Raw genomic sequence first — 19,488 nt, 5'->3', positions numbered from 1 at the left:
AAGTATTGTCCACATTATCCCCTGTCACATATAAGGCTTTACGACACTTACCAACAATTTATACACAGGATTTCCACAACATGCTGTGGATAACAGAACGCTTGTTCCGTTTTTGGTATTTTGATAGAATAGATTTTGAAATATAAGGAAAGGTTGTGTCGAGGATGGCTATGCTGACGGATGAAATGCTTTTGGATTCCTATCAGATGGCAATCGAGCTTAAACTTGAATGTGACTTCATTGCACTGTTGCTGGCTGAGATTCACAAAAGAAACTTAGAGATGAGTACAGCCGTAGTCCTTCATTAGACCGGACAAGCTCTCGTACTGTGACTGTGAAGTCATTCAGGGTTCGAATGGCTTTACGGACAATCATTGCAACGAATAGGCACACCGTAGAAAAGGGTATTTCACTCCAATAATTCAAATTTGGAGTAAAATACCCTTTTTTGTCATAGTCTAAAGTAGACTACAGTTTCATGTTACTACTGTGACCCGGGGACAGCTTGGCGTCCGGATCAACATATACCTTGGCATTGTTGACGGCCGTAGGGGCTTCACCAAAGCCGACAGCAATCAGCTTGAGCTTGCCTGGATAGGTCGTAATGTCCCCAGCGGCGAAAATACCGGGAATATTCGTTTCCTGACGGGAATCGACCACGATGGAGTTACTTTCGATTTCGATTCCCCATTCGGCAATCGGGCCGAGTGTGGATACAAATCCAAAGTTAACGATTACATCGTCCACTTCGATTTCCTGAGTTTCTTTGGTTTTTACATGAGCAAGAGTAACCTTCGTAATCAAGTCTTCCCCATGCAGCTCTGTAATTTCAGTCGGTGTAACGACGTTTACTTTGGAAGCGAGGAGGTTTTCTACACTGTGTTCATGCGCACGGAACTTGTCGCGGCGGTGAATCAATGTAACCTGTTCTGCAATCGGTTCCAGCATGAGCGCCCAGTCTACCGCAGAGTCGCCGCCGCCGCTGATCAGAACTTTCCGGCCTGCAAATTTGCTCAGGTCGCTGACAAAGTAATGCAGGTTCGTTTTTTCAAAACGATCTGCGCCCGGCAGTTCCAGTCTGCGCGGCTCAAAAGCACCCACGCCAGCGGTAATAATGACCGCTTTACCGTGATACTCGCCGCCTTTATCTGTTTTGACGATGAAGTGGCGTTCTTCCTTTTTCTCTAATGATACGACTTTCTCTTCTAACTGTACTTCTGGATTAAAGTGGTTCATCTGCTGAACGAGATTGTTGACCAGTTCCTGTGCAGTCACTTTAGGAAAGCCAGCGACGTCATAAATATATTTTTCAGGATAAAGGGCTGCAAGCTGGCCCCCGAGTTGGGGCATACTTTCAATTAAGGTGACGGATGCCTGTCGCATTCCCCCGTAGAAAGCAGCGAAAATACCGGCTGGACCGCCTCCGATGATAATCAGATCGCTGAGCTCCGCACCTGTGGATTGAGCTGTCACTCTAAAAACACCTCCGAAAGGAATAGTATGGATAATGGATATTGAATGTTAAATGTTGAATCAGCCGCAGAGGTAAGAAAGCCATCGAACGCATGATTCACTGTTTATCATTATAAACTGCCGGGTTCCGCTTGCAAAGTTTAAGTGATTAATATTTTGATGAAGATTATCTGGCGTGCATAAATTAGTCATGCAGGTAGCAAAGCTGTGAATATCAAAGATTACGTTAACCGGAAGGGGTAGAAGCATGAGCAGTATTCCCAAAATTGTCATTGTGGGCGCCGGGTATGGCGGTATTTTGACGGCTCAGCAATTGCAAAAGGAGCTCAAGCACAACGAGGCCGATGTCACGCTGATTAACCGCCATGATTATCATTATATAACAACGCATCTCCACATGCCTGCGGCGGGTACGGATACAATTGAGCATTCACGGATTCCGATTTCGCAGCTGATCGATGAGTTCAAGGTGGATCTAATCAAAGGAACGGTTAAGGAAATCATACCGAAGGAGAAGAAAATCGTGCTGGAGGATGGATCGCTATCCTATGATTATCTGGTGATCGGACTGGGGGGGGAACCGGAAACCTTCGGTATTCAGGGGATGGATAAGTTCGCGCTTACGATTCGAAGCATTAACTCGGTCCGCTTGATCCGTGAGCATATCGAATACCAGCTTGCTTTGTATAAAAATGACGGAAACCCCGGACGGCTGAATTTTGTGGTCGGAGGAGCGGGCTTTAGCGGCATTGAATTCGTGGCAGAACTGGCGGATCGCCTGCCACAATTGGCGAGAGCCTATGATATTGATTTTAACCGGATTCAAATCATTAACGTCGAAGCGGCTCCTACGGCATTGCCGGGCTTCGATCCGGAGCTGGTAGAATACGCGATGGAAGTCCTTAAGCGCAAGGGCGTTACCTTCCGCATCGGTGTTCCCATTAAGGAATGTCTTGAGGACGGCGTCATTGTCGGTGAGGGTGAGAAAATCGAAGCCTGCACGGTCGTATGGACTGGAGGTATTCGTGGTAACGTCCTGATCGAGAAAGCCGGATTTGAAGTGATGCGCGGACGGGTGAAGATCGACGATTTTCTACGCGCACCGGGCCATGACGACATTTTTATTATCGGGGACAGTTCTTTAATGTTTAATCCCGAAGGACGCCCGTATCCGCCGACCGCCCAAATTGCAATGCAGCAAGGGGTACTCTGCGCAAAGAATCTGGCAGCTACACTTCGGAAAAAGGAGCTGCACAAGTTCGTATTTTCCAATAAAGGCACGGTTGCTTCTCTTGGAAAAGGGGAGGCTGTCGCGGTCGTGGGCAATCGCAAAATAAAGGGCTGGATTGCCGCGCAGTTGAAGAAAATTGTGGATATCCGTTATCTGTTTATCATTGGCGGGATTCCGCTAGTGCTTAAAAAAGGACGGTTTTTCTAAGCTTGAGCATGACATCAAAAAATCCTATGCATTGAGAAGGTTTTCTTGACTCCTGGCCAGGGAGCTTGGAAACCTTTTTTATTAATGTGCCTCTAAAAAGAGTATTGACACATAACTATACGGCGACGTATAGTGTGGATATTAATTACAGAGGGGGCTTTCACGTTGTATTTTGATTTTAACTTCAAGGGTGATCCCAAAAAGATAAACTTATTGGCAGAAAAAATTCCCCATGTGGACCCCCAATCGTTGAGTACGCTAGTGCTTTTCATGCAGACGGCTCATGAAGTATACAATGGTGTGTGCTCCAGACTGTCGGAATATGGACTATCAATTGGAAGTCTGAAAATCTTAATTCCGCTGTATCTGCATGAACGTGCGTTGACTCCATCTGAACTGGCCGAATATTCAGGAGTAACACGTTCAACCGTAACCAGTGTAATCGACAAGCTGGAACGTGACGGTATCATCCGAAGAAGTACGCTGGCGGATCGACGTATGACCGCAATCTCCTTGACTGAGGAAGGAAGACAGTTAATGACGGAAAGAATTCCGCTGTTCATTCAGCTTTTTTCCGATTTATTGAAGGAATTTACGAAGGAAGATCATGTCCACTTCGCGGGGATGCTACAGAAGCTTTCCACAGGTGTGGAGCGAATAAAACGGGAATAATACCTTTCCCGAGGCCAATAGTTAGACGTCGTACTATCAGGTTGCGCACTTTTTTTTTAACTTTCATTTTCCGCTTATTATTAGCTAAATCATCATGAAGGAGAGTTCATAACAATGAAAAAAAATATCATTGTGTACGTTATACTTATTGCCGCGTTAGGTACTGGAGGTACGCTGATGGCTATGAACGGCAAGGATGCTGTGAGTATGGCTGCCGCACAAAAAAACACGTTACTTACCGCAGATACCGTAAATGTCGCTTTTCAGGGCGTTGGGGGAAGAGTGAGCACCATTGAGGTGAAGGAGGAACAACAGGTGAAAAAAGGCGATGTGCTCATGACCCTCGATCCTGTGGACCTCGACCTGCAAATTGAGAAATTAAAAACGGATATCGCGCAGGCTGATGTAAAAATAAAGCAGGCTAAAGACGGACTGCAAAACCAGTCGGAGAAAATTTCGACTTCAGAAAAACAGGGGCAACTGGATATTCAGGCTGCGCAAGCGGGAGAATCCCTGTTGAACCAAGGCACACGTGCGGAGGATATCCAAAAGCAAAAGCTGGCTATTGAAGCGGCGCAGCAATCGTTGGACGCATCTCTGACAGGGGTGGAGACAGCCAAAAGAAATGCAGAGATCGCGCAAAAGACAGTGACCTCCAGACAACAGGCGCATGAGTTGGCTAAAGTCAATTACAATCGCATCAAAGCTTTGTACGATGCCGGGGCTGGAACCAAGGCGGAGCTGGATAACGCCAAAAACCAACTGGATTCTGCCCAAATTACGCTGGATACAGCTCGGGATCAGGTGGAGATTGCCAATAATCAGATTACTGCGGCCAGCAAACAATCCGACATTGCTAAAAATAGTATCGCCCAGCAGCAAACCGCTCTGGAAAAAATGGAGGCAGGCGCAACCGCAGAGGAACGCGAACAGGCCCGCATCAAAACAGAAAAGGCCAAGGAAGCACTTACCCAGACCTCCCAAACACGTAAAGATGTTAAAAATGGTGAATACAATGTAGATCTTCTGGCTCAACAAAAACAGGCATTAACCGTTCAGCTCAAAACCTTGGAATTGCAGCGCGGACGTACGGTGCTGAAGGCATCCGCAGACGGTAAAGTGTCCCGCATTGTTCCCAAGATGGGAGAAATCGTTGCTACGGGGGCAACAGGCGTCGTTATTGAAACCAACCAGCTATACTATGATATTTATGTGGATGAGGATTCCATCTCACAGTTTAAAGCAGGGAAAAATGTGGCTTCACATGTCGTAGCTTTAGACAAAAATATTCAGGGCAAGGTGAGATACGTTACCTCTGCTCCGCAGTATACCAACATGAGAATGAGCCGGGATAAAGGTTTGGCTGATATAAGCTCCTTCCAGGTAAGGGTAGATGTTCAGCGAACACCTGAATTATTACCTGGCATGACGATAGAGGTTGTGACGAAATGAAGGCGTTTATAGAGGAATGGAAGCTGTTGATCAGCGGCAAGCTGGTATTCGTTATATTGCTCGTCCCGATTGTCGTATCGGCATCTTTAGGGTTTGTTTTTAAAAACAATCAGCTTAACGATGCCTCTGTCGCTGTAGTCGATTTAGATCATAGCCATTATAGCCGACAGCTTATTAATAAATTAAATGCATCCCAATATATTGATGTACGTTATGTGCAAGAGAATGAAACCGACCCGAATTTACTCTTATATAATGAAAAGTTTTTTGCAGTGATTTATCTCCCGGCAGGTCTGGAGGAGAATAGAGTTAAGGGAGTCCAGAGCAACATCGGCTTTTATGTAGATAACACGGTCGGGCTGGCTACAGGGAATCTGCGGTCGGCGGTGACGGAGATCATTGCCACGGAAAATGTGATGCTGGCTGGTGGTGGACTAAAGGGTATGGGAATGAGTGACAGCCAGGTTACAGGGCTTACCTCCAATATGCTGCTCCAGCAGCGGCTATTGTATAATCCAACCAACATTACGCTGATGACCTCGGTTATGGGGTTCATGAATACAATCATGATTTCGCTGATTGGTGCTGCTGCGTTGACGATTGTTCCTCGCTTACGGGAGGAAGGACGATTAAAAGATGAGCTGCAGCATTCATACGGTCTGATTTTGAGGGTGATACCGTATGCGGTAGTAGGGTGTGTATCCTTTTTTCTATCCATTGGTTTGCTCAAGCAGATCGGCGGACTCCGTTTTGAGGCCAATGTATGGCAAATGAGTATTCCGTTTCTACTGTACACGATTACTTTGGGTTTGTTTGCTATGGTTCTGGGATGGAGTGCTGCGAATCCGGGAAAAGCTTCCCCGCGTCTCATGCTGCTTATATTGCCTTCGTTTATGCTGAGTGGTGCTCAATTGCCGGTAGCTATGCTACCTCCATCGTTGCAGTATGTAAGCAACATTCTTCCATTAACCTGGCATTTCAAGTTTTTGAGAGGGATGGGATTCAAGGGCGGAAGCTTGAAGTATTTCATTCCTGAGGTTGGAGGATTTTTGATCCTGTTAAGCGCTTTGTTGCTTCTGGTCTTTATTCTGATTGCTCTGGAGAAAAGAAAGCTGGCAAAAAGCGAGGATGCAGCTGTAGTGGTTGAACCTGTGTTACACTAATAAATAAGAATATGATTTTTCGGGCGCCCGTGAGGGGGCCTTTTCTCATCCTGTGTGGCTTTGAAGCACGTAAAAAAAAGGATTCCGCAGTCCCTAAAGCGGGAGCTCACGAAATCCTTGGTCGTTTTATAGCTTTAACATGTCTTCAAATGTTTCTTCGTTCAGGACGCTGCCGACATAGAAGGAGCCGAACTCGCCGTAACGGGCGCTGACTTCGTCAAAACGCATTTCGTAGATCAGCTTCTTGAATTGAAGGGCATCATCGGAGAACAGCGTGACACCCCATTCCCAATCGTCGAAGCCGATAGAACCGGAAATGATTTGCTTCACTCTGCCAGCATAGCTGCGTCCGATCAAACCGTGACTGCGCATCAGAGTACGGCGCTCATCCATCGAAAGCATATACCAGTTGTCATCCAAATCGCGTTTTTTGTTCATCGGATAGAAGCAAATGTATCGAGCCTTGTTCAAAACAGGCTTCAGACGTGCAACAATTTGCGGATTTTGCATCGGATCTTCGTCCTTGCTCAAATAGTTGCTCAGCTCTACCACACTCACGTAAGAGTAGGTTTTAGTCGTATATTTGGCAAAGGTTGTTTTGTTAAACTCATTTTCGAGTTTGTTGAGGTCTTCCAGCGTTTCGCGTAGATGCAACATCACAAAATCAGCCTTTTGTCCGATTACAGTATATACGGCAGAGCTACCTAGACCTGCTTCCTCGGTAACACTCCATTCCTTCATAAACTCTTGGAGCTCGTCCAGCGCTCCGGCGCGTTCTTCATCGTCTGCTGTTTTCCATGCGGTCCAGTTGATGGATCGGAAATCGTGAAGTGCATACCAGCCTTCCAGCGTGGATGCTACTTCATTTGGCGTTGATGGGGGTTGTTGAGGTTGATGTTGGTTCACAATGGTCACTCCTTTTTCAAATCTGTAAATAATCATCGGCATGGCCGAAACATGTGCGTTGTAAGTATGTCCTGCGAATAAAGAATGTGTAATGCTTAACTATTATATTGTAGCCCAAATAAAGGATTTTCACCAATGAAAGAAATGTGAAGAATTTTATTTTTTCCGTGATGCAGGTCACAAGTCGTAAAATAGTTAGTATTCTCGAAAAAAGGGGAACACGGACGAATGAGACTGCCAAAAAGGAGGACAATTGGACTTATTTTGCTGGTCTCAGCTAGGGGCAAGTATGATAGAATAGAAAAACATCTTGGTGACCGTTATGTCAGGAAAGGAAGAATGTTGGAATGCGGATGAAAAACCTGCTGCACTATACTGAGAACCACCGCTACTGCGTTTATCGGGAATTCGGCTTGAGCGCACTGGATGAATTGATGCTGGGAAGTGTCTATCAGCCGATGGTAGGCGCATTTGCGGTCAGCCTGTATCGGCTATTGTTCCAGCATGTGCCAGTCGGACAGATCGGTTATTCGCCGCTGGAGCAGCAGCGTCGTCTTTTTCTGACACTAGGGCTGGAGCCAAGCGAGAAGGGACGCAAATATCTCATTGAACAGACCTCCAAGCTGGAGGCTGTCGGTCTGTTGCAGACGTCCAGGCTATATGCACCGGAAACGGATGATTATATGTATGAATATGAGATGCAGCCACCGCTTGCGCCTGCCGATTTTTTCAGAACGCAGCATCTTACTCTTTTGTTGAGAGACAAAATCGGCAAGTTTGCAGTGCTTTCTCTGCGAGAATCGCTGTGGAGCAGCGAATCTGCGGAATGGTCGCAATCTTCCTATAATAAAGAGAATATATCTATACCGTTTTACGAGTTATTTGAGCTGAACACCCATGTCATTGATTACGAGTTGGAGCAGGCGCTGTCCGAGGTGTCTTCGGGCCGTCATAATGGGGCTTTGGCCGCAGAGTCGGAGGAAGGGCTGAATTATGCAGACATCATTCTTCGTTTTCCACGCGAATCCGTTAATCGCAAGCATGTGGAACGCCTCCGCTTTGAGCACGAGCAGCTAGGCATGGTCAATTACGTTGTTCGCAAATTTGACTTATCTGTGCAGGACATCAGCCGCTTGCTGGATGAGGACGGTATCTTTACCGAAGCGGGCGATTTGCTGCTAGACGAGCTTCAACTCCGGGCCAGCCAGCATTCCAGACAGGATCGGAAGCGTCAGGAGGAACAGCAGGTGCAGGCCGCCAAAGTGGTTGCCTTGCGCCAGAGAGAAGCAGCCAATCCAGAAGAGCCGCCTGCGGAGCAAGCCGTGGAAATGGAATTTTATGTGGAGGTTCCACCACAGTTCACAGCCAAGTGCGACATTCACCAATATAATATGATGCTGCGCAATGAGCCTTATCGACGTTTGCTGCAAACCTTTTTCCCCGGCACGGTTCCAGGTAACCTGCTGGATATATTCGAAAAGATTGATATCAGCTACAAGCTGCCCGGTGAAGTCATCAACGTACTTATCCATTATTTAATGTCCCTGCTGGTGTCAGGGAGCGATCAGCGGATCAACCGCAATTTTGTCGAGGCCGTTGCCTCCAACATGCTGCTAAAGCAGGTAAATACTTACGAAAAGGCCGTTCAATATATACGGGATCAGGCCAAGGTAAAAGGTAAGCAGTCCGCTGCTTCTCCTTCCGGCGGCCGTTCGCGGTCGTATGCCAAAAACAGCGGCCCATCCAAGCCATCCATTCCCATCGTACAGGATCATCCTTCCGAGGAATCCGTATCCGAGGAAGAACTGGATGAACTGCTGCGTCTAGCCGAACGAATGCAATCCGGCAAGCAGAAAAAGGTGTAGTGGATAGCTCTACACATTTTAGAAAGGAGGAGCGTTCTTGGAATCACTGGGCGATTTGCTACAGCAGCTGCAGAACCCTTCGTTTCGCCAGCGCACGCGCAATGTGGCCGATCAGGTTCTCAATGATCCGTTGGTGCAGGAATTTTGCGTTGCGCATCCCGATATTGACGAAGCACAACTGCGATTAAATATGAGCATGCTTTTTCAGTATACCCGGGATCGTCGGAATTGCGACAACTGTCCGGGGCTCGAACAGTGTCCTAACGATTTTCAGGGACATTTTTGCAAGCTGGGCGTGGAATATCCGAATGGTACAGCCGAAATGGTAGACATTCGTACCCCTTGCGCCAAGCTGGTAGCTTCACAGCACGAGCAGCGGGTGCGTCAGCGGATTAAAAGCTTTTATGTGGATGAGCGTGCGCTTTTGGAAGGCTATAATGCCCTTGAAATTGCACGTAAGGACTCACAACGTATGCCCGCAGTCACACAGCTATTCCGTTACATCGAAGAAACGAAAAGCCAGGGCTTATCCAAAAAAGGACTGTACCTGGAAGGTACGTTTGGTACGGGGAAGACCTTTTTAATGGGATATCTGCTGCACGAGCTGGCCCTGTCCGGGCTGAACGGTGTGATCGTGTATATGCCTGATTTTGTGGAGGACTTAAAGTCCATGATTCAGGAAGGACAAAAGCTGAAGGAAACGACCGAAATGCTTAAAAATTGTGATCTGCTCGTATTTGACGACATTGGAGCCGAAAATTTGAGTCCATGGGTACGGGATCATGTAATGGGCTCGATTTTGAATTACCGAATGAACCGCAAACCTACCTTTTATACTTCGAATTACTCGTTGCAGGGGCTGGAGAAGCACCTGAGCTTTACGAGCAAGGACGGTGAGGAATTGTACAAGGGGCAACGTTTGATGGACCGGATTCGTCCTTTTGTAGACGTCATTACTGTCAAAGGAAAAAATCAGCGAGGATCATCGTAAATCAATTTGCTATTTTGATATCTTACAATTAAAAAACTATTGTGATATAATTAAAAGGTGTCAAAAAAGAAATTACAGGTTATAATAATCTTGACTTTTCTATAAAGGAGGAACATACAATGGCAATTGTTAACGTGTCCGACCAATCCTTCAACGCAGAAGTCGAAGGTACAGGAACCGTTTTAGTTGATTTTTGGGCGCCATGGTGCGGTCCTTGCAAAATGATCGCTCCTATTCTGGAGGATCTGTCCACAGAAGTTGGCGACAGCGTCAAAATCGCGAAAGTAAACGTGGATGAAAATCCAGAGTCTGCTTCCCGTTTCGGCGTTATGAGCATTCCTACCCTGATCGTCTTCAAAGACGGACAGCCTGTTGATAAAGTGGTGGGTCTGAATTCCAAAGAAGCGCTGAAAAGCATGCTTACTAAACACCAGTAATCATCGCATGTGACCCATGCTCCTGCAGGGGCTTGGGGAGCGGCCATGAACGGTCAATGCCTCCGGTTGTAAATACCGGGGGCGTTTTTGTGTATTATTCCTGCATATTATATAGTAGTTGAAGTCATTTAAGAATGGAAGGAGGAACCGGGCGAATGGAATCTTATGCGGAGGACTTGCGAGATCAGGAGAAGGCGCTGGAGAACATACGGCACAAATTAGCGTTGCTGCCGGATGCATCGGGTTGTTACTTGATGAAGAACAGCGAGGGCACCATCATTTATGTCGGCAAGGCCAAAGTGCTGAAAAACCGGGTCCGTTCCTATTTTACAGGTAGCCATAACGGCAAGACGCAGCGACTGGTTTCCGACATCCGTGATTTTGAATATATCGTTACGGGGAGTAATATGGAAGCGCTCATCCTGGAGTGCAACCTGATTAAGAAGTACCAGCCGCGTTATAACGTGCTATTGAAGGATGACAAAACCTTTCCGTATTTGAAAATTACGAACGAGGAGCACCCCAAGCTGGAGGTGACCCGGCGCGTTCTGAAAGATAAAGCAAAATATTTTGGCCCTTATCCTAATTCCTACGCGGCACATCAGACGAAGAAGCTGCTGGACCGCATGTACCCGTTACGCAAGTGCGGTGTGATGCCGAAGGAAGTGTGCCTTTATTATCATATGCATCAATGCCTGGGGCCTTGTGTGAAAGAGGTTGAGCAGGAAACGTATGACCAGATTGGTCAGGAGATTGGTTCTTTTTTGAGTGGTGGGCATGAGGAAATTAAAAAAGATCTTCAACATAAAATGCAGGAGGCCGCAGAGGAACTGTACTTTGAGCGTGCCAAGGAGCTGCGCGACCAGATTATCAGCATTGACGCGATGATGGAAAAGCAGAAAATCACGACAGCCGATGCGAAGGACCGCGATGTATTCGGATTTTCGGTGGATAAGGGCTGGATGTGTGTGCAGATCCTATATGTTCGTAAAGGTAAAATGATCGAGAGGCATATGTCTACGTTTCCTTTTTACGGAGAGGCTTACAGCGATTTTATGTCCTATGTAACGCAATATTATAGTGATAACCCGGCGGTGCCGCAGGAAATATTGCTGCCGGATACACCGAAGCTGATGAAGCAGGCGGAACCGGGGGATGTCGGTCAATCGGCTGAGGCGGAAGCTGCTCCTCACACTGCAACAACCGAGGGAACCAGACAGACCAGTAACGATGCTGCGCAAGAAGCAGGTACAGTGCCGGATGTGCAAAATGCAGAACATTCGTTCGAGCGTCTCGCTGATACACTGCTAGTGGCAGAGGAGCGTGTTTCTTATGGAGAAGCATTGGACCGAGACAACACAGAAACCCAACTGTCAGGTGGGCTGGAGGAACCAGCTACGGCAGCTCACGCTCTGGCTGAATGGCTGGATGTAAAGGTGCTGGTGCCTCAACGTGGATTGAAAAAGCAAATGACAGGGATGGCTACGGAAAATGCACGGGTCGCTTTGGATGAGAAGTTTAAGCTGATTGAACGGGACGAGGAACGGACATCCAAGGCTGCAAGCAATTTGGGGCGTGCGATTGGGCTGGATAGCCTGCACCGGGTCGAGGCGTTTGATAACTCCAACATACAGGGTTCTGATCCGGTATCGGCCATGATTGTGTTCATTGATGGCAAGCCTGCCAAGAAGGAATACCGTAAATATAAAATCCGTTCGGTACAGGGGCCTGATGATTATGAAACGATGCGTGAGGTCATTCGGCGTCGATATGAGCGTGTGCTCAAGGAAAATCTGGAGCGCCCGAATTTGATCGTCGTCGATGGTGGACGCGGGCAGATTAAGGCCGCTGTGGATGTGCTGGAGAATGAACTGGGTTTGTTCATTCCTGTGTGTGGTCTGGTGAAGGATGCCAAGCATAGAACCTCTCAACTACTGGTGGGGGATTCTCCCGAGGCCGTGACACTGGCCCGCAACAGTGAAGAATTTTACCTGCTGCAACGGATTCAGGACGAGGTTCACCGATTCGCCATTACATTCCATCGTGAGCAACGGGGCAAATCCATGGTAACCTCTCGTTTGGACTCGATTCCGGGAATTGGCGAGAAGCGGCGTAAGCTGCTGCTTAAGCATTTTGGCTCACTTAAAAAAATAAGAGAGGCCAGCGTCGAAGACTTCCGGCCTCTCTCTATCGGTGATAAGCTTGCGCGTCAGATTATAGCTGCCCTTCGGGAGGAGGAGTCGTAGAATACGGCTCTTCTTTTTTTATGGGCTCAAACATGACTCGATTTGGTTTCTTTGGACTAAACCAGTACATGATATAGGCCACAACGGCAGGGAGCACGATCCAGAATATACCTGCGAACAGGTTCACGCTATCTCCTAGCGTCATCACACTCAGTCCCATCAGAATGCTGTCAAAAATAACGTGGCTGAACATGGCGGCAATAAAGCCGTAGCGCAGAAACACAAAACTGAACAGCAATCCAAGGAAGGTCAGCTCAATCGGTCTGGAAATGACCGGATAGATCGGATACAGTGTGTGCCCGAGTGCCCAAATCAATGTGGTGATCAGACAGGCAACAAAAGTACTTCTCACTAATTTTTTCACCATCGGAATACCAAACAGACGGTATACGGCTTCCTCTCCAATACCTGCCATCCAAGCCATAATCGGCAGTAGCCATGGATAAGCCATGTTGTAAGGAGACTGTGTGGCATCTGTTGTGGAGAACGTATGAAGCGTGCGCTCCAGTACAAAGAACAAAATGGATTGCACCCCAAGTAAAATAAAGGCCCACAAGTAGCCAACATACATACTGCGAAGCACATACAGCCCATAGCCTGGCTCTTTGGCGCGTGGCCATGCATTCAGTCCAACCTTGCGCATCAGCCCGTCACCGCCGACCAAGGAGAAGTAGATTGCTACAGCCATTACGAAGGAAACCACAACTTGCAAAATCATAAGAAATATAAGCGCTCCCCGACCGCCTGCTTCTGCTTGCAGTATAGGTAGCATGTTAAATGTCCCTGCCATACTGGCAGCAAAATATACAATGGACAGAACAATGCCGCGTACAAAGGAAGTGTGGCGTCGTGTGAGTGAGGCGTATACGATGGCAAGTATGCCCAAGACCATGCTTAATAAAGCATAACCCGCGTAGGTCATCCAGTTTGCCCAGTACGTTTGTTTTTTTACATAATCCGTATAGGACGATGGGGCCGAAAAGCTTTGTGTAAACGAGCGAACATCCCCGTCTTCAAAAGTAAAGGCCAGTGTAAGCACCGAGGAACCGATTTTCTTATCGTCCACGGTATACTTCAATCCACCCTCGCCTGCGGTTGTAGCGAGCTTCAAGTCCGACGGCTTAAAGCCAAAGCGTTTCACCCAAGCTGTCGCTGCCTGCTCCTTCGCTTCCAGCGTCATGTCTCCCTCGGCTGCACGTACAAGCCTGCTACGTGCTTGCTCATCCGTAGAAATATCAGCTTGTGTGTAACTGGTGCTGGAGGTCATTCGTTTAAAGCTAACGACTTTGCCAGTGGACAAATCTACATGAATTTGTAGTTTGCTTTTGGAAGATGGCTCCGGCAAATCGACACGGAAGGTTTCGTAGGGATACCTTTTTTTCCAAATACGATCATACTGTTGAAGCAGCTTTTCTCTGGATAAATAACCGTACAAATCCGTCTCGGCCTGATAGGTCACCAGAGGCTCCTTAGACCGTAATTCGGTATAGCCCAGCTCGGAGCGGGCGAAGTCCAGTGCGTGCATGACTGCTTCCTGCTTGCTGATGACCTTGGCATTCGTCAGTGCCTCTGGATTCGGATTACTAAACGAGGGAATAAGCAATTGAAAGACAAAAAAGCAAATCAGGCCAATCCCGCCCAGCAAGCCTAATCTTTTGAAGTTGGCCGTGAGCACGACCGGTTTCCCGATAGGATTCATGAGTTTCCTCCTTAATCTGTAAATAAGAACATCCATTAAAGATATCATACTGCACAGGTTCCCGCCAACAGACCTACGATATTCATGAAAATGGAGTGAAAGCAGTTTAAAGTTTCAATAAAATTAGATAAGTTGCGATTAAAGGCGGCGTATTCTCCAATTACCGCTAATTTAACGTTATTTCGGCGAAATCGGTTTTGTGCTCTGTATATAGAAGGATTATAATCTGTTGAGACAATGCATATGAAATATATAGTTAACGATATACAATTGAGCCGAATTTCCATAGGAAAACGGGGGAACCATGTTACTGGGGTGAATTTTACAGCCGGTCCCGGACCGGAAGTGTGAATAGGGCATACTGTGCAGCCCGAATCCGTCAGCTAACCTCGTAGGCTGTGAACAGGAACCAAGTCAGGCACTCGGATTTCCGGTGTCTTTTTTTGTGTTATTAAAACGTAGCTGAGTTAAGCCCGCTTCGCGATCCATTTGATCTTCCGATCGCTGTTTTCTCAAAAGAAACGGACTAAAGAAACTGAAAAGAGATTGGTGATTTTATGAGCTGGCAGTAGCGGAGGGGGCAGAATTGTTCTGAAGAAGCGAAGCGGTTGCCTGAAAGCTTTCCATAGGAAAGCTCGCATCGTAAGCATAAGCTACCACCGGATTTTAACCATTAAAAAGGCTTAAAAATCAGAAAAAAATCCGGGGTAACAGCAATCGGAAGAACAATCTGCACCCGGAGCGTCTCCATGCTCATAATTCACCAAGTAGGAGCAGTGATAAATAGATGAATCCCAATGCAAGATGGCTTCGGCTTTCTCCACCGCAGATATTCGTTGCGGGTTTTGCCATTATCATTCTTATAGGCAGCTTGTTGTTAATGCTGCCGATTTCCAATACAACGGGGAAGCCGCTTGCATTTATAGATGCTTTGTTTACAGCCGCCTCCGCAACCTGTGTTACAGGTCTTGTCGTTAAGGATACCGGTACCTTCTTTACTACCTTTGGTCAGGTGGTTATCGCTGCGCTGATTCAGATTGGCGGTCTCGGCTTTATGACGATGGCTACTTTGATTGCGCTGGTATTCAAGCGCCGCATTTCCTTGCGGGAACGCCTGATTTTGCAGGAAGCGATGAACCAGACCTCTGTTGAGGGAATTGTCGGATTGATTCGCAGGGTGTTGCTGTACTCCCTAATCATTGAGGGCGTGTGCGCCACGATATTCGCGATTCGCTGGTCCTTTGATATGCCCGTAGGCAGGGCGATTTATTTTGGAATCTGGCATGCCATTTCCATGTTTAACAATGCGGGCTTTGATTTATTCGGTCACTTTCGCAGCCTGACAGGTTATGTGTATGATCCTATTGTTAATTTTACAGCTATGTTTCTGATTATTTCGGGTGGCATTGGCTTTGTGGTTATGTCGGATCTGGTAGAATACCGCAAGCGTGGGAGACTTTCCTTGCATACCAAGGTGGTACTCAGTATGACGGCTGCCCTGATCGTAGTCGGCACGCTTGTCATCTTTGTATTCGAGTTTACCAATCCGAAGACACTGGGCTCGCTGGATTGGGGTGGAAAGCTGCTGGGATCTTTATTCCAGTCCGTAACACCGCGCACCGCAGGTGCCAATACGTTAGATATCGCTGGCTTGCGACAGGCTACGCAGTTTTTCATCATTATATTGATGTTTATCGGTGCTTCTCCTGGCTCTACTGGAGGCGGGATTAAGACGACAACGTTTGCGCTGCTCATTGGAGCCGTGATTTCGATGCTGCGAGGTCGAGAGGATATTGTACTGTTCAAATACCGGCTTGCGCAGGGGCGAATTTACAAGGCTTTGACCATTACACTGCTGGGGTTGCTGTTTGTGATTGGCGTAACGATGATTTTGTCGGCAACCGAGGATCATCATTTTCTGATGATATTGTTCGAGACGGTATCTGCGTTTGGGACGGTGGGATTGTCGATGGGTCTTACACCTGATTTGACGGTTATAGGCAAGCTGGTCATTACCCTGACGATGTTTGCAGGTAGACTCGGCCCACTTACATTGGCGTATGCGCTAGGACCCAAAAAGGGTAAGGAATTATATCGTCATCCGGAAGGCAAAATGATTATAGGATAAGGGAGTTCTCGAGTAGATATGAAAACGCAGCAGTTTGTAGTTATTGGTTTGGGACGATTTGGCTCAAGCCTGGCTTTGCAATTGGTAGATATGGGGTGCGAGGTGCTAGGCATCGACCGGAATGAGGATGTTGTGGACAGTATGAGTGAGCTGTTGACGCATACCGTCGTGGCAGATGCTACAGATGAGGATTCGCTGCGATCATTGGGCATCCGTAATTTCGATTGCGGCATTGTTGCGATTGGTGCTGATATTCAGGTCAGCATTCTGGCTGCCATTTTGCTAAAGGAGCTGGGTGTGAGCAAAGTCGTTGCGAAAGCGATTTCTGTGCTGCACGGACGAGCGTTGGAAAAGCTCGGTGTGGACCGGGTCATTTATCCCGAGCGAGATATGGGGATACGAGTCGCTCATCAACTGGTTACACCTAATTTGCTTGATTATTTGGAGCTGTCCAAGGAATACAGCATTGTGGAACTCAATGTTCCTGCATGCCTGCATGGCAAAACGCTATCTGAGCTGAATGCCCGTACCCGCTTTGGTTGCAGCATTGTGGCGCTTCATACGGCGAACGGTATCCTGATTGCACCAACAGCGATGGATCGGCTAAAAGCAGACGATATTATGGTCATCATCGGCTCCAATGATAATATCGGCCGCTTTGAGGACGAGGTCGTTAACGTTAATGAAGAAGGCTAACCCTGCTACACCATACGATAGCCGGCAAACGATGCACGTGTCTCGCTGATCCAGCGCCGTGCTGTCGGTCCCAGATCGGTCGTCTCCGAGTAGATAAGGGAGGTGGTTCGCCGTGTCTCTTTCAAATCAGGCAAGTACAGCGGGGTTAGCCCATTATCCCGCAGCAACTCGTTGCGCAAGTAGGATTTGGGCAGCAATGCCGAAGCCTTGCAGGTCGGCAGGAGGCGCACAATCGCCTCGAACGAGTCGATTTCCATACGAATATCCGGCATGATCCCGCTGCGCTGGAACAGGTCATCCGTAAGACTGCGATACCAGGTTCCCTTGGAAAAAATAATCATTGGCAGCCCTTGCAAATCTTTCATCGAGGCTGTTTCCGTCTTCATCGTTAATTCATGACCGATCGGAACGACTAGCTCCAAATGATCGTCAAACAGGGGAATGCAGCGCAGGCCGGCCTCATGAATGGCAGACCCGACAATACCGGCGTCTGCTTTTTTGTCGCGCACAAAAGCGACGATCTCATGGGTTTTGCCTGTGAGTAGCTTCAGCTCGGTTTGGGGATGCTTGCTCATGAAGGCTTCGACGAGAGTAGGCAGCGTTGTTTGGAGTGTCGTCAGACTCGCACCCAGCGTAAGCATGCTCTGGGCTTCGTTTTTGTGCTGTGACAGCTTTTGCAAAAAGCGGAGCTGCCGCTGCCGTTGCTCCAGTGCGAATGTATATACAAATCGGCCTGTTGATGTAATTTCGAGTCGCTTGCCCCGTCGATCAAACAGGTTCACACCCAGTTCTTCCTCCAGCTTGGCGATTTTGCGAGACAGGGCGGGTTGGGACAGATTAAGCAGCTTGGAGGCTTTATTCAGACTGGATTGCTCGACAATGACGGCAAAAGCGTTCAATTCCTCAAACAAATCATTCACTTCCTCTCTATATGCAAAAAAGACATAACAATTAATACGTATATTGCAATTCCATTATAAGCCGAAAAGGAGTAACATGAAAGCGACACAAGATGTTCACACTTTTGTTTTTCATTTTAAGGTACATCTTGTTGGACATTTACTGTCTGAAACTGTCATTTATATGTTATATTACTATTGAAAACGCTATTATTAGGAGAAGGGAGCATTACCTAGATGAAAGGATTTTATTCCAGAAAGCTGCACTCGCTTCTTGGTGTCATTCCGCTGGCTCTATTTTTTGTAGAGCATTTGGTGACCAACTTCACAGCGGTGGAGGGCGGCAAGGAAGGATTCAATCGCAGCGTGGCCTTCCTGAATGGTCTGCCACTTGTTATTGTGCTTGAAACGTTATTTATCTACTTGCCATTGCTGTTCCATGGAATCTATGGCTTGTATATCGCTTACCAGGCTGACCCGAATGTCAAAAATTTTGGCTATTCGCGTAACTGGCGCTTTCTGTTTCAGCGCATTTCCGGTGTGATTACGTTCGTGTTCATTATCTGGCACGTATATGATACACGTTTTCAGGTGGCTCTGGGTCATGTAACACATGAGCAGCTAGGCGGCGTGATGCATGGCATTGTAACGAATCCGGTTTATTTTATCCTCTATTTAATCAGTGTTGTTTCGGCATCCTTTCACTTTGCAAACGGACTATGGGCTTTTATGGTCAGTTGGGGGATTACGGTGGGACCGCGTGCACAAAAAGTGTCCTCCTATATCTGCATGACCTTGTTCGTGGTTGTATCCATCGGCTTCATCGCTTCCCTGTTGGCATTCCGCAGCGCGGAATTCCAGGAAACGGCAACCGCCTTGATACAAAGCAGTGCTATTCAACAGCTACTGTAAAAAATGAATGTACACTTTACGTGTTTGCAATACATCGTTTGCAGATTCTATTTCTTATGGTAAAAGAGGATTTGGCTAAAATCCTGAAAAAAAGGAGTGAGCAGAAATGGCAGCATCCAACATTATTGTCGTGGGCGGCGGCCTTGCGGGTCTAATGGCTACGATCAAGGCGGCAGAGGCAGGAGTTCACGTTCATTTATTTTCTTTGGTTCCGGTCAAAAGGTCCCACTCCGTTTGTGCTCAAGGCGGCATCAACGGCGCGGTGAATACGAAGGGTGAAGGCGACTCACCCTGGATTCACTTTGACGATTCAGTCTATGGCGGGGACTTTCTCGCAAACCAGCCTCCGGTAAAAGCGATGTGCGAAGCGGCCCCGGGGATTATCCATCTCATGGACCGTATGGGTGTCATGTTTAACCGGACACCGGAAGGACTGCTGGATTTCCGCCGCTTCGGGGGGACGCAGCATCATCGGACCGCCTTTGCTGGAGCGACGACAGGGCAGCAGCTT

The 19,488-nt window shown here is 47.5% G+C and carries 17 protein-coding genes and 1 riboswitch; of the genes, 13 read left to right on the top strand and 4 right to left on the bottom strand.

Translation table 11 applies throughout. From position 1 onward, the window contains the following. Positions 1 to 164 precede the first annotated feature (164 nt). Positions 165 to 308 carry a sporulation histidine kinase inhibitor Sda gene (locus tag C1I60_RS01130; RefSeq protein WP_137060128.1) on the top strand — a complete coding sequence of 48 codons (144 nt, stop codon included), beginning with the start codon at positions 165 to 167 and terminating at the stop codon, positions 306 to 308. Between the two features lie 160 nt (positions 309 to 468). Here the strand turns inward: C1I60_RS01130 and C1I60_RS01125 are convergent, their stop codons facing one another. After that, entirely contained in the window at positions 469 to 1,473 is a 1,005-nt protein-coding gene (locus tag C1I60_RS01125) for an NAD(P)/FAD-dependent oxidoreductase (protein WP_137060127.1), read from the bottom strand. Between the two features lie 247 nt (positions 1,474 to 1,720). Between C1I60_RS01125 and C1I60_RS01120 the strand changes: the two genes are divergently transcribed. The 4 genes from C1I60_RS01120 (at position 1,721) to C1I60_RS01105 (ending at position 6,198) form a co-directional block, all read left to right on the top strand. Continuing rightward, positions 1,721 to 2,911 carry an NAD(P)/FAD-dependent oxidoreductase gene (locus C1I60_RS01120; protein WP_137060126.1) on the top strand — a complete coding sequence of 397 codons (1,191 nt, stop codon included), beginning with the start codon at positions 1,721 to 1,723 and terminating at the stop codon, positions 2,909 to 2,911. A 165-nt stretch (positions 2,912 to 3,076) separates the two neighbouring features. Further along, the gene (locus C1I60_RS01115) at positions 3,077 to 3,583 is read left to right on the top strand and encodes a MarR family winged helix-turn-helix transcriptional regulator (protein ID WP_137060125.1); all 507 of its coding nucleotides are present in this window, start codon (positions 3,077 to 3,079) and stop codon (positions 3,581 to 3,583) included. A 114-nt stretch (positions 3,584 to 3,697) separates the two neighbouring features. After that, positions 3,698 to 5,035, top strand: coding sequence for an HlyD family secretion protein (locus tag C1I60_RS01110; protein WP_137060124.1), 1,338 nt, complete (start codon positions 3,698 to 3,700; stop codon positions 5,033 to 5,035). Continuing rightward, entirely contained in the window at positions 5,032 to 6,198 is a 1,167-nt protein-coding gene (locus C1I60_RS01105) for an ABC transporter permease (protein ID WP_137060123.1), read from the top strand. The genes C1I60_RS01110 and C1I60_RS01105 overlap by 4 nt, the downstream gene beginning before the upstream one ends. A 126-nt stretch (positions 6,199 to 6,324) precedes the next feature. Here the strand turns inward: C1I60_RS01105 and hemQ are convergent, their stop codons facing one another. Beyond that, positions 6,325 to 7,104 (bottom strand): hydrogen peroxide-dependent heme synthase, encoded by a 780-nt coding sequence (gene hemQ, locus C1I60_RS01100; protein WP_137060122.1) that lies wholly within the window; start codon positions 7,102 to 7,104, stop codon positions 6,325 to 6,327. 347 nt (positions 7,105 to 7,451) lie between these two features. On the opposite strand from hemQ, the gene C1I60_RS01095 reads away from it, so the two are divergent. From C1I60_RS01095 to uvrC, 4 genes are all read left to right on the top strand, one after another. Then, the gene (locus C1I60_RS01095) at positions 7,452 to 8,969 is read left to right on the top strand and encodes a replication initiation and membrane attachment family protein (protein ID WP_137060121.1); all 1,518 of its coding nucleotides are present in this window, start codon (positions 7,452 to 7,454) and stop codon (positions 8,967 to 8,969) included. A 37-nt stretch (positions 8,970 to 9,006) separates the two neighbouring features. Continuing rightward, a complete protein-coding gene (gene dnaI / locus C1I60_RS01090; RefSeq protein ID WP_137060120.1) occupies positions 9,007 to 9,960 on the top strand; it encodes a primosomal protein DnaI in 954 nt (317 codons plus the stop codon). Between the two features lie 119 nt (positions 9,961 to 10,079). Then, positions 10,080 to 10,397 (top strand): thioredoxin, encoded by a 318-nt coding sequence (gene trxA / locus C1I60_RS01085; RefSeq protein ID WP_010347861.1) that lies wholly within the window; start codon positions 10,080 to 10,082, stop codon positions 10,395 to 10,397. Positions 10,398 to 10,552: 155 nt separating this feature from the next. Further along, complete coding sequence (gene uvrC, locus C1I60_RS01080) at positions 10,553 to 12,643, top strand: excinuclease ABC subunit UvrC (protein WP_137060119.1); 2,091 nt, start codon at positions 10,553 to 10,555, stop codon at positions 12,641 to 12,643. Here the strand turns inward: uvrC and C1I60_RS01075 are convergent. Beyond that, on the bottom strand, positions 12,612 to 14,342 hold the full coding sequence (locus C1I60_RS01075; RefSeq protein WP_137060118.1) for a CPBP family intramembrane glutamic endopeptidase: 1,731 nt from the start codon (positions 14,340 to 14,342) through the stop codon (positions 12,612 to 12,614). The genes uvrC and C1I60_RS01075 overlap by 32 nt on opposite strands. A 263-nt stretch (positions 14,343 to 14,605) precedes the next feature. Continuing rightward, positions 14,606 to 14,755: riboswitch (cyclic di-AMP (ydaO/yuaA leader) on the top strand. 374 nt (positions 14,756 to 15,129) lie between these two features. Here C1I60_RS01075 and C1I60_RS01065 point away from each other — a divergent pair. After that, positions 15,130 to 16,470 (top strand): TrkH family potassium uptake protein, encoded by a 1,341-nt coding sequence (locus C1I60_RS01065; RefSeq protein ID WP_137060117.1) that lies wholly within the window; start codon positions 15,130 to 15,132, stop codon positions 16,468 to 16,470. An 18-nt stretch (positions 16,471 to 16,488) separates the two neighbouring features. Then, positions 16,489 to 17,166 carry a potassium channel family protein gene (locus tag C1I60_RS01060; protein ID WP_137060116.1) on the top strand — a complete coding sequence of 226 codons (678 nt, stop codon included), beginning with the start codon at positions 16,489 to 16,491 and terminating at the stop codon, positions 17,164 to 17,166. A gap of 5 nt (positions 17,167 to 17,171) precedes the next feature. Here C1I60_RS01060 and C1I60_RS01055 read toward each other — a convergent pair whose 3' ends face one another. Next, positions 17,172 to 18,077, bottom strand: a complete 906-nt coding sequence (locus C1I60_RS01055) for a LysR family transcriptional regulator (RefSeq protein ID WP_137060115.1) — start codon at positions 18,075 to 18,077, stop codon at positions 17,172 to 17,174. Positions 18,078 to 18,302: 225 nt separating this feature from the next. Here C1I60_RS01055 and C1I60_RS01050 point away from each other — a divergent pair, with 225 nt between their 5' ends. Then, positions 18,303 to 18,977 carry a succinate dehydrogenase cytochrome b558 subunit gene (locus tag C1I60_RS01050; protein WP_137060114.1) on the top strand — a complete coding sequence of 225 codons (675 nt, stop codon included), beginning with the start codon at positions 18,303 to 18,305 and terminating at the stop codon, positions 18,975 to 18,977. A gap of 106 nt (positions 18,978 to 19,083) precedes the next feature. Beyond that, positions 19,084 to 19,488, top strand: a 405-nt coding sequence (locus tag C1I60_RS25050) for an FAD-binding protein (protein ID WP_252361502.1), incomplete at its 3' end; no start/stop codon positions are given.

This window comes from Paenibacillus terrae (genome assembly GCF_005217525.1).
Lineage (GTDB): Bacteria > Bacillota > Bacilli > Paenibacillales > Paenibacillaceae > Paenibacillus > Paenibacillus terrae_C.
Note: the sequence above shows the minus strand (reverse complement) of the source record. Positions and strands in the feature narration are given on the sequence as shown.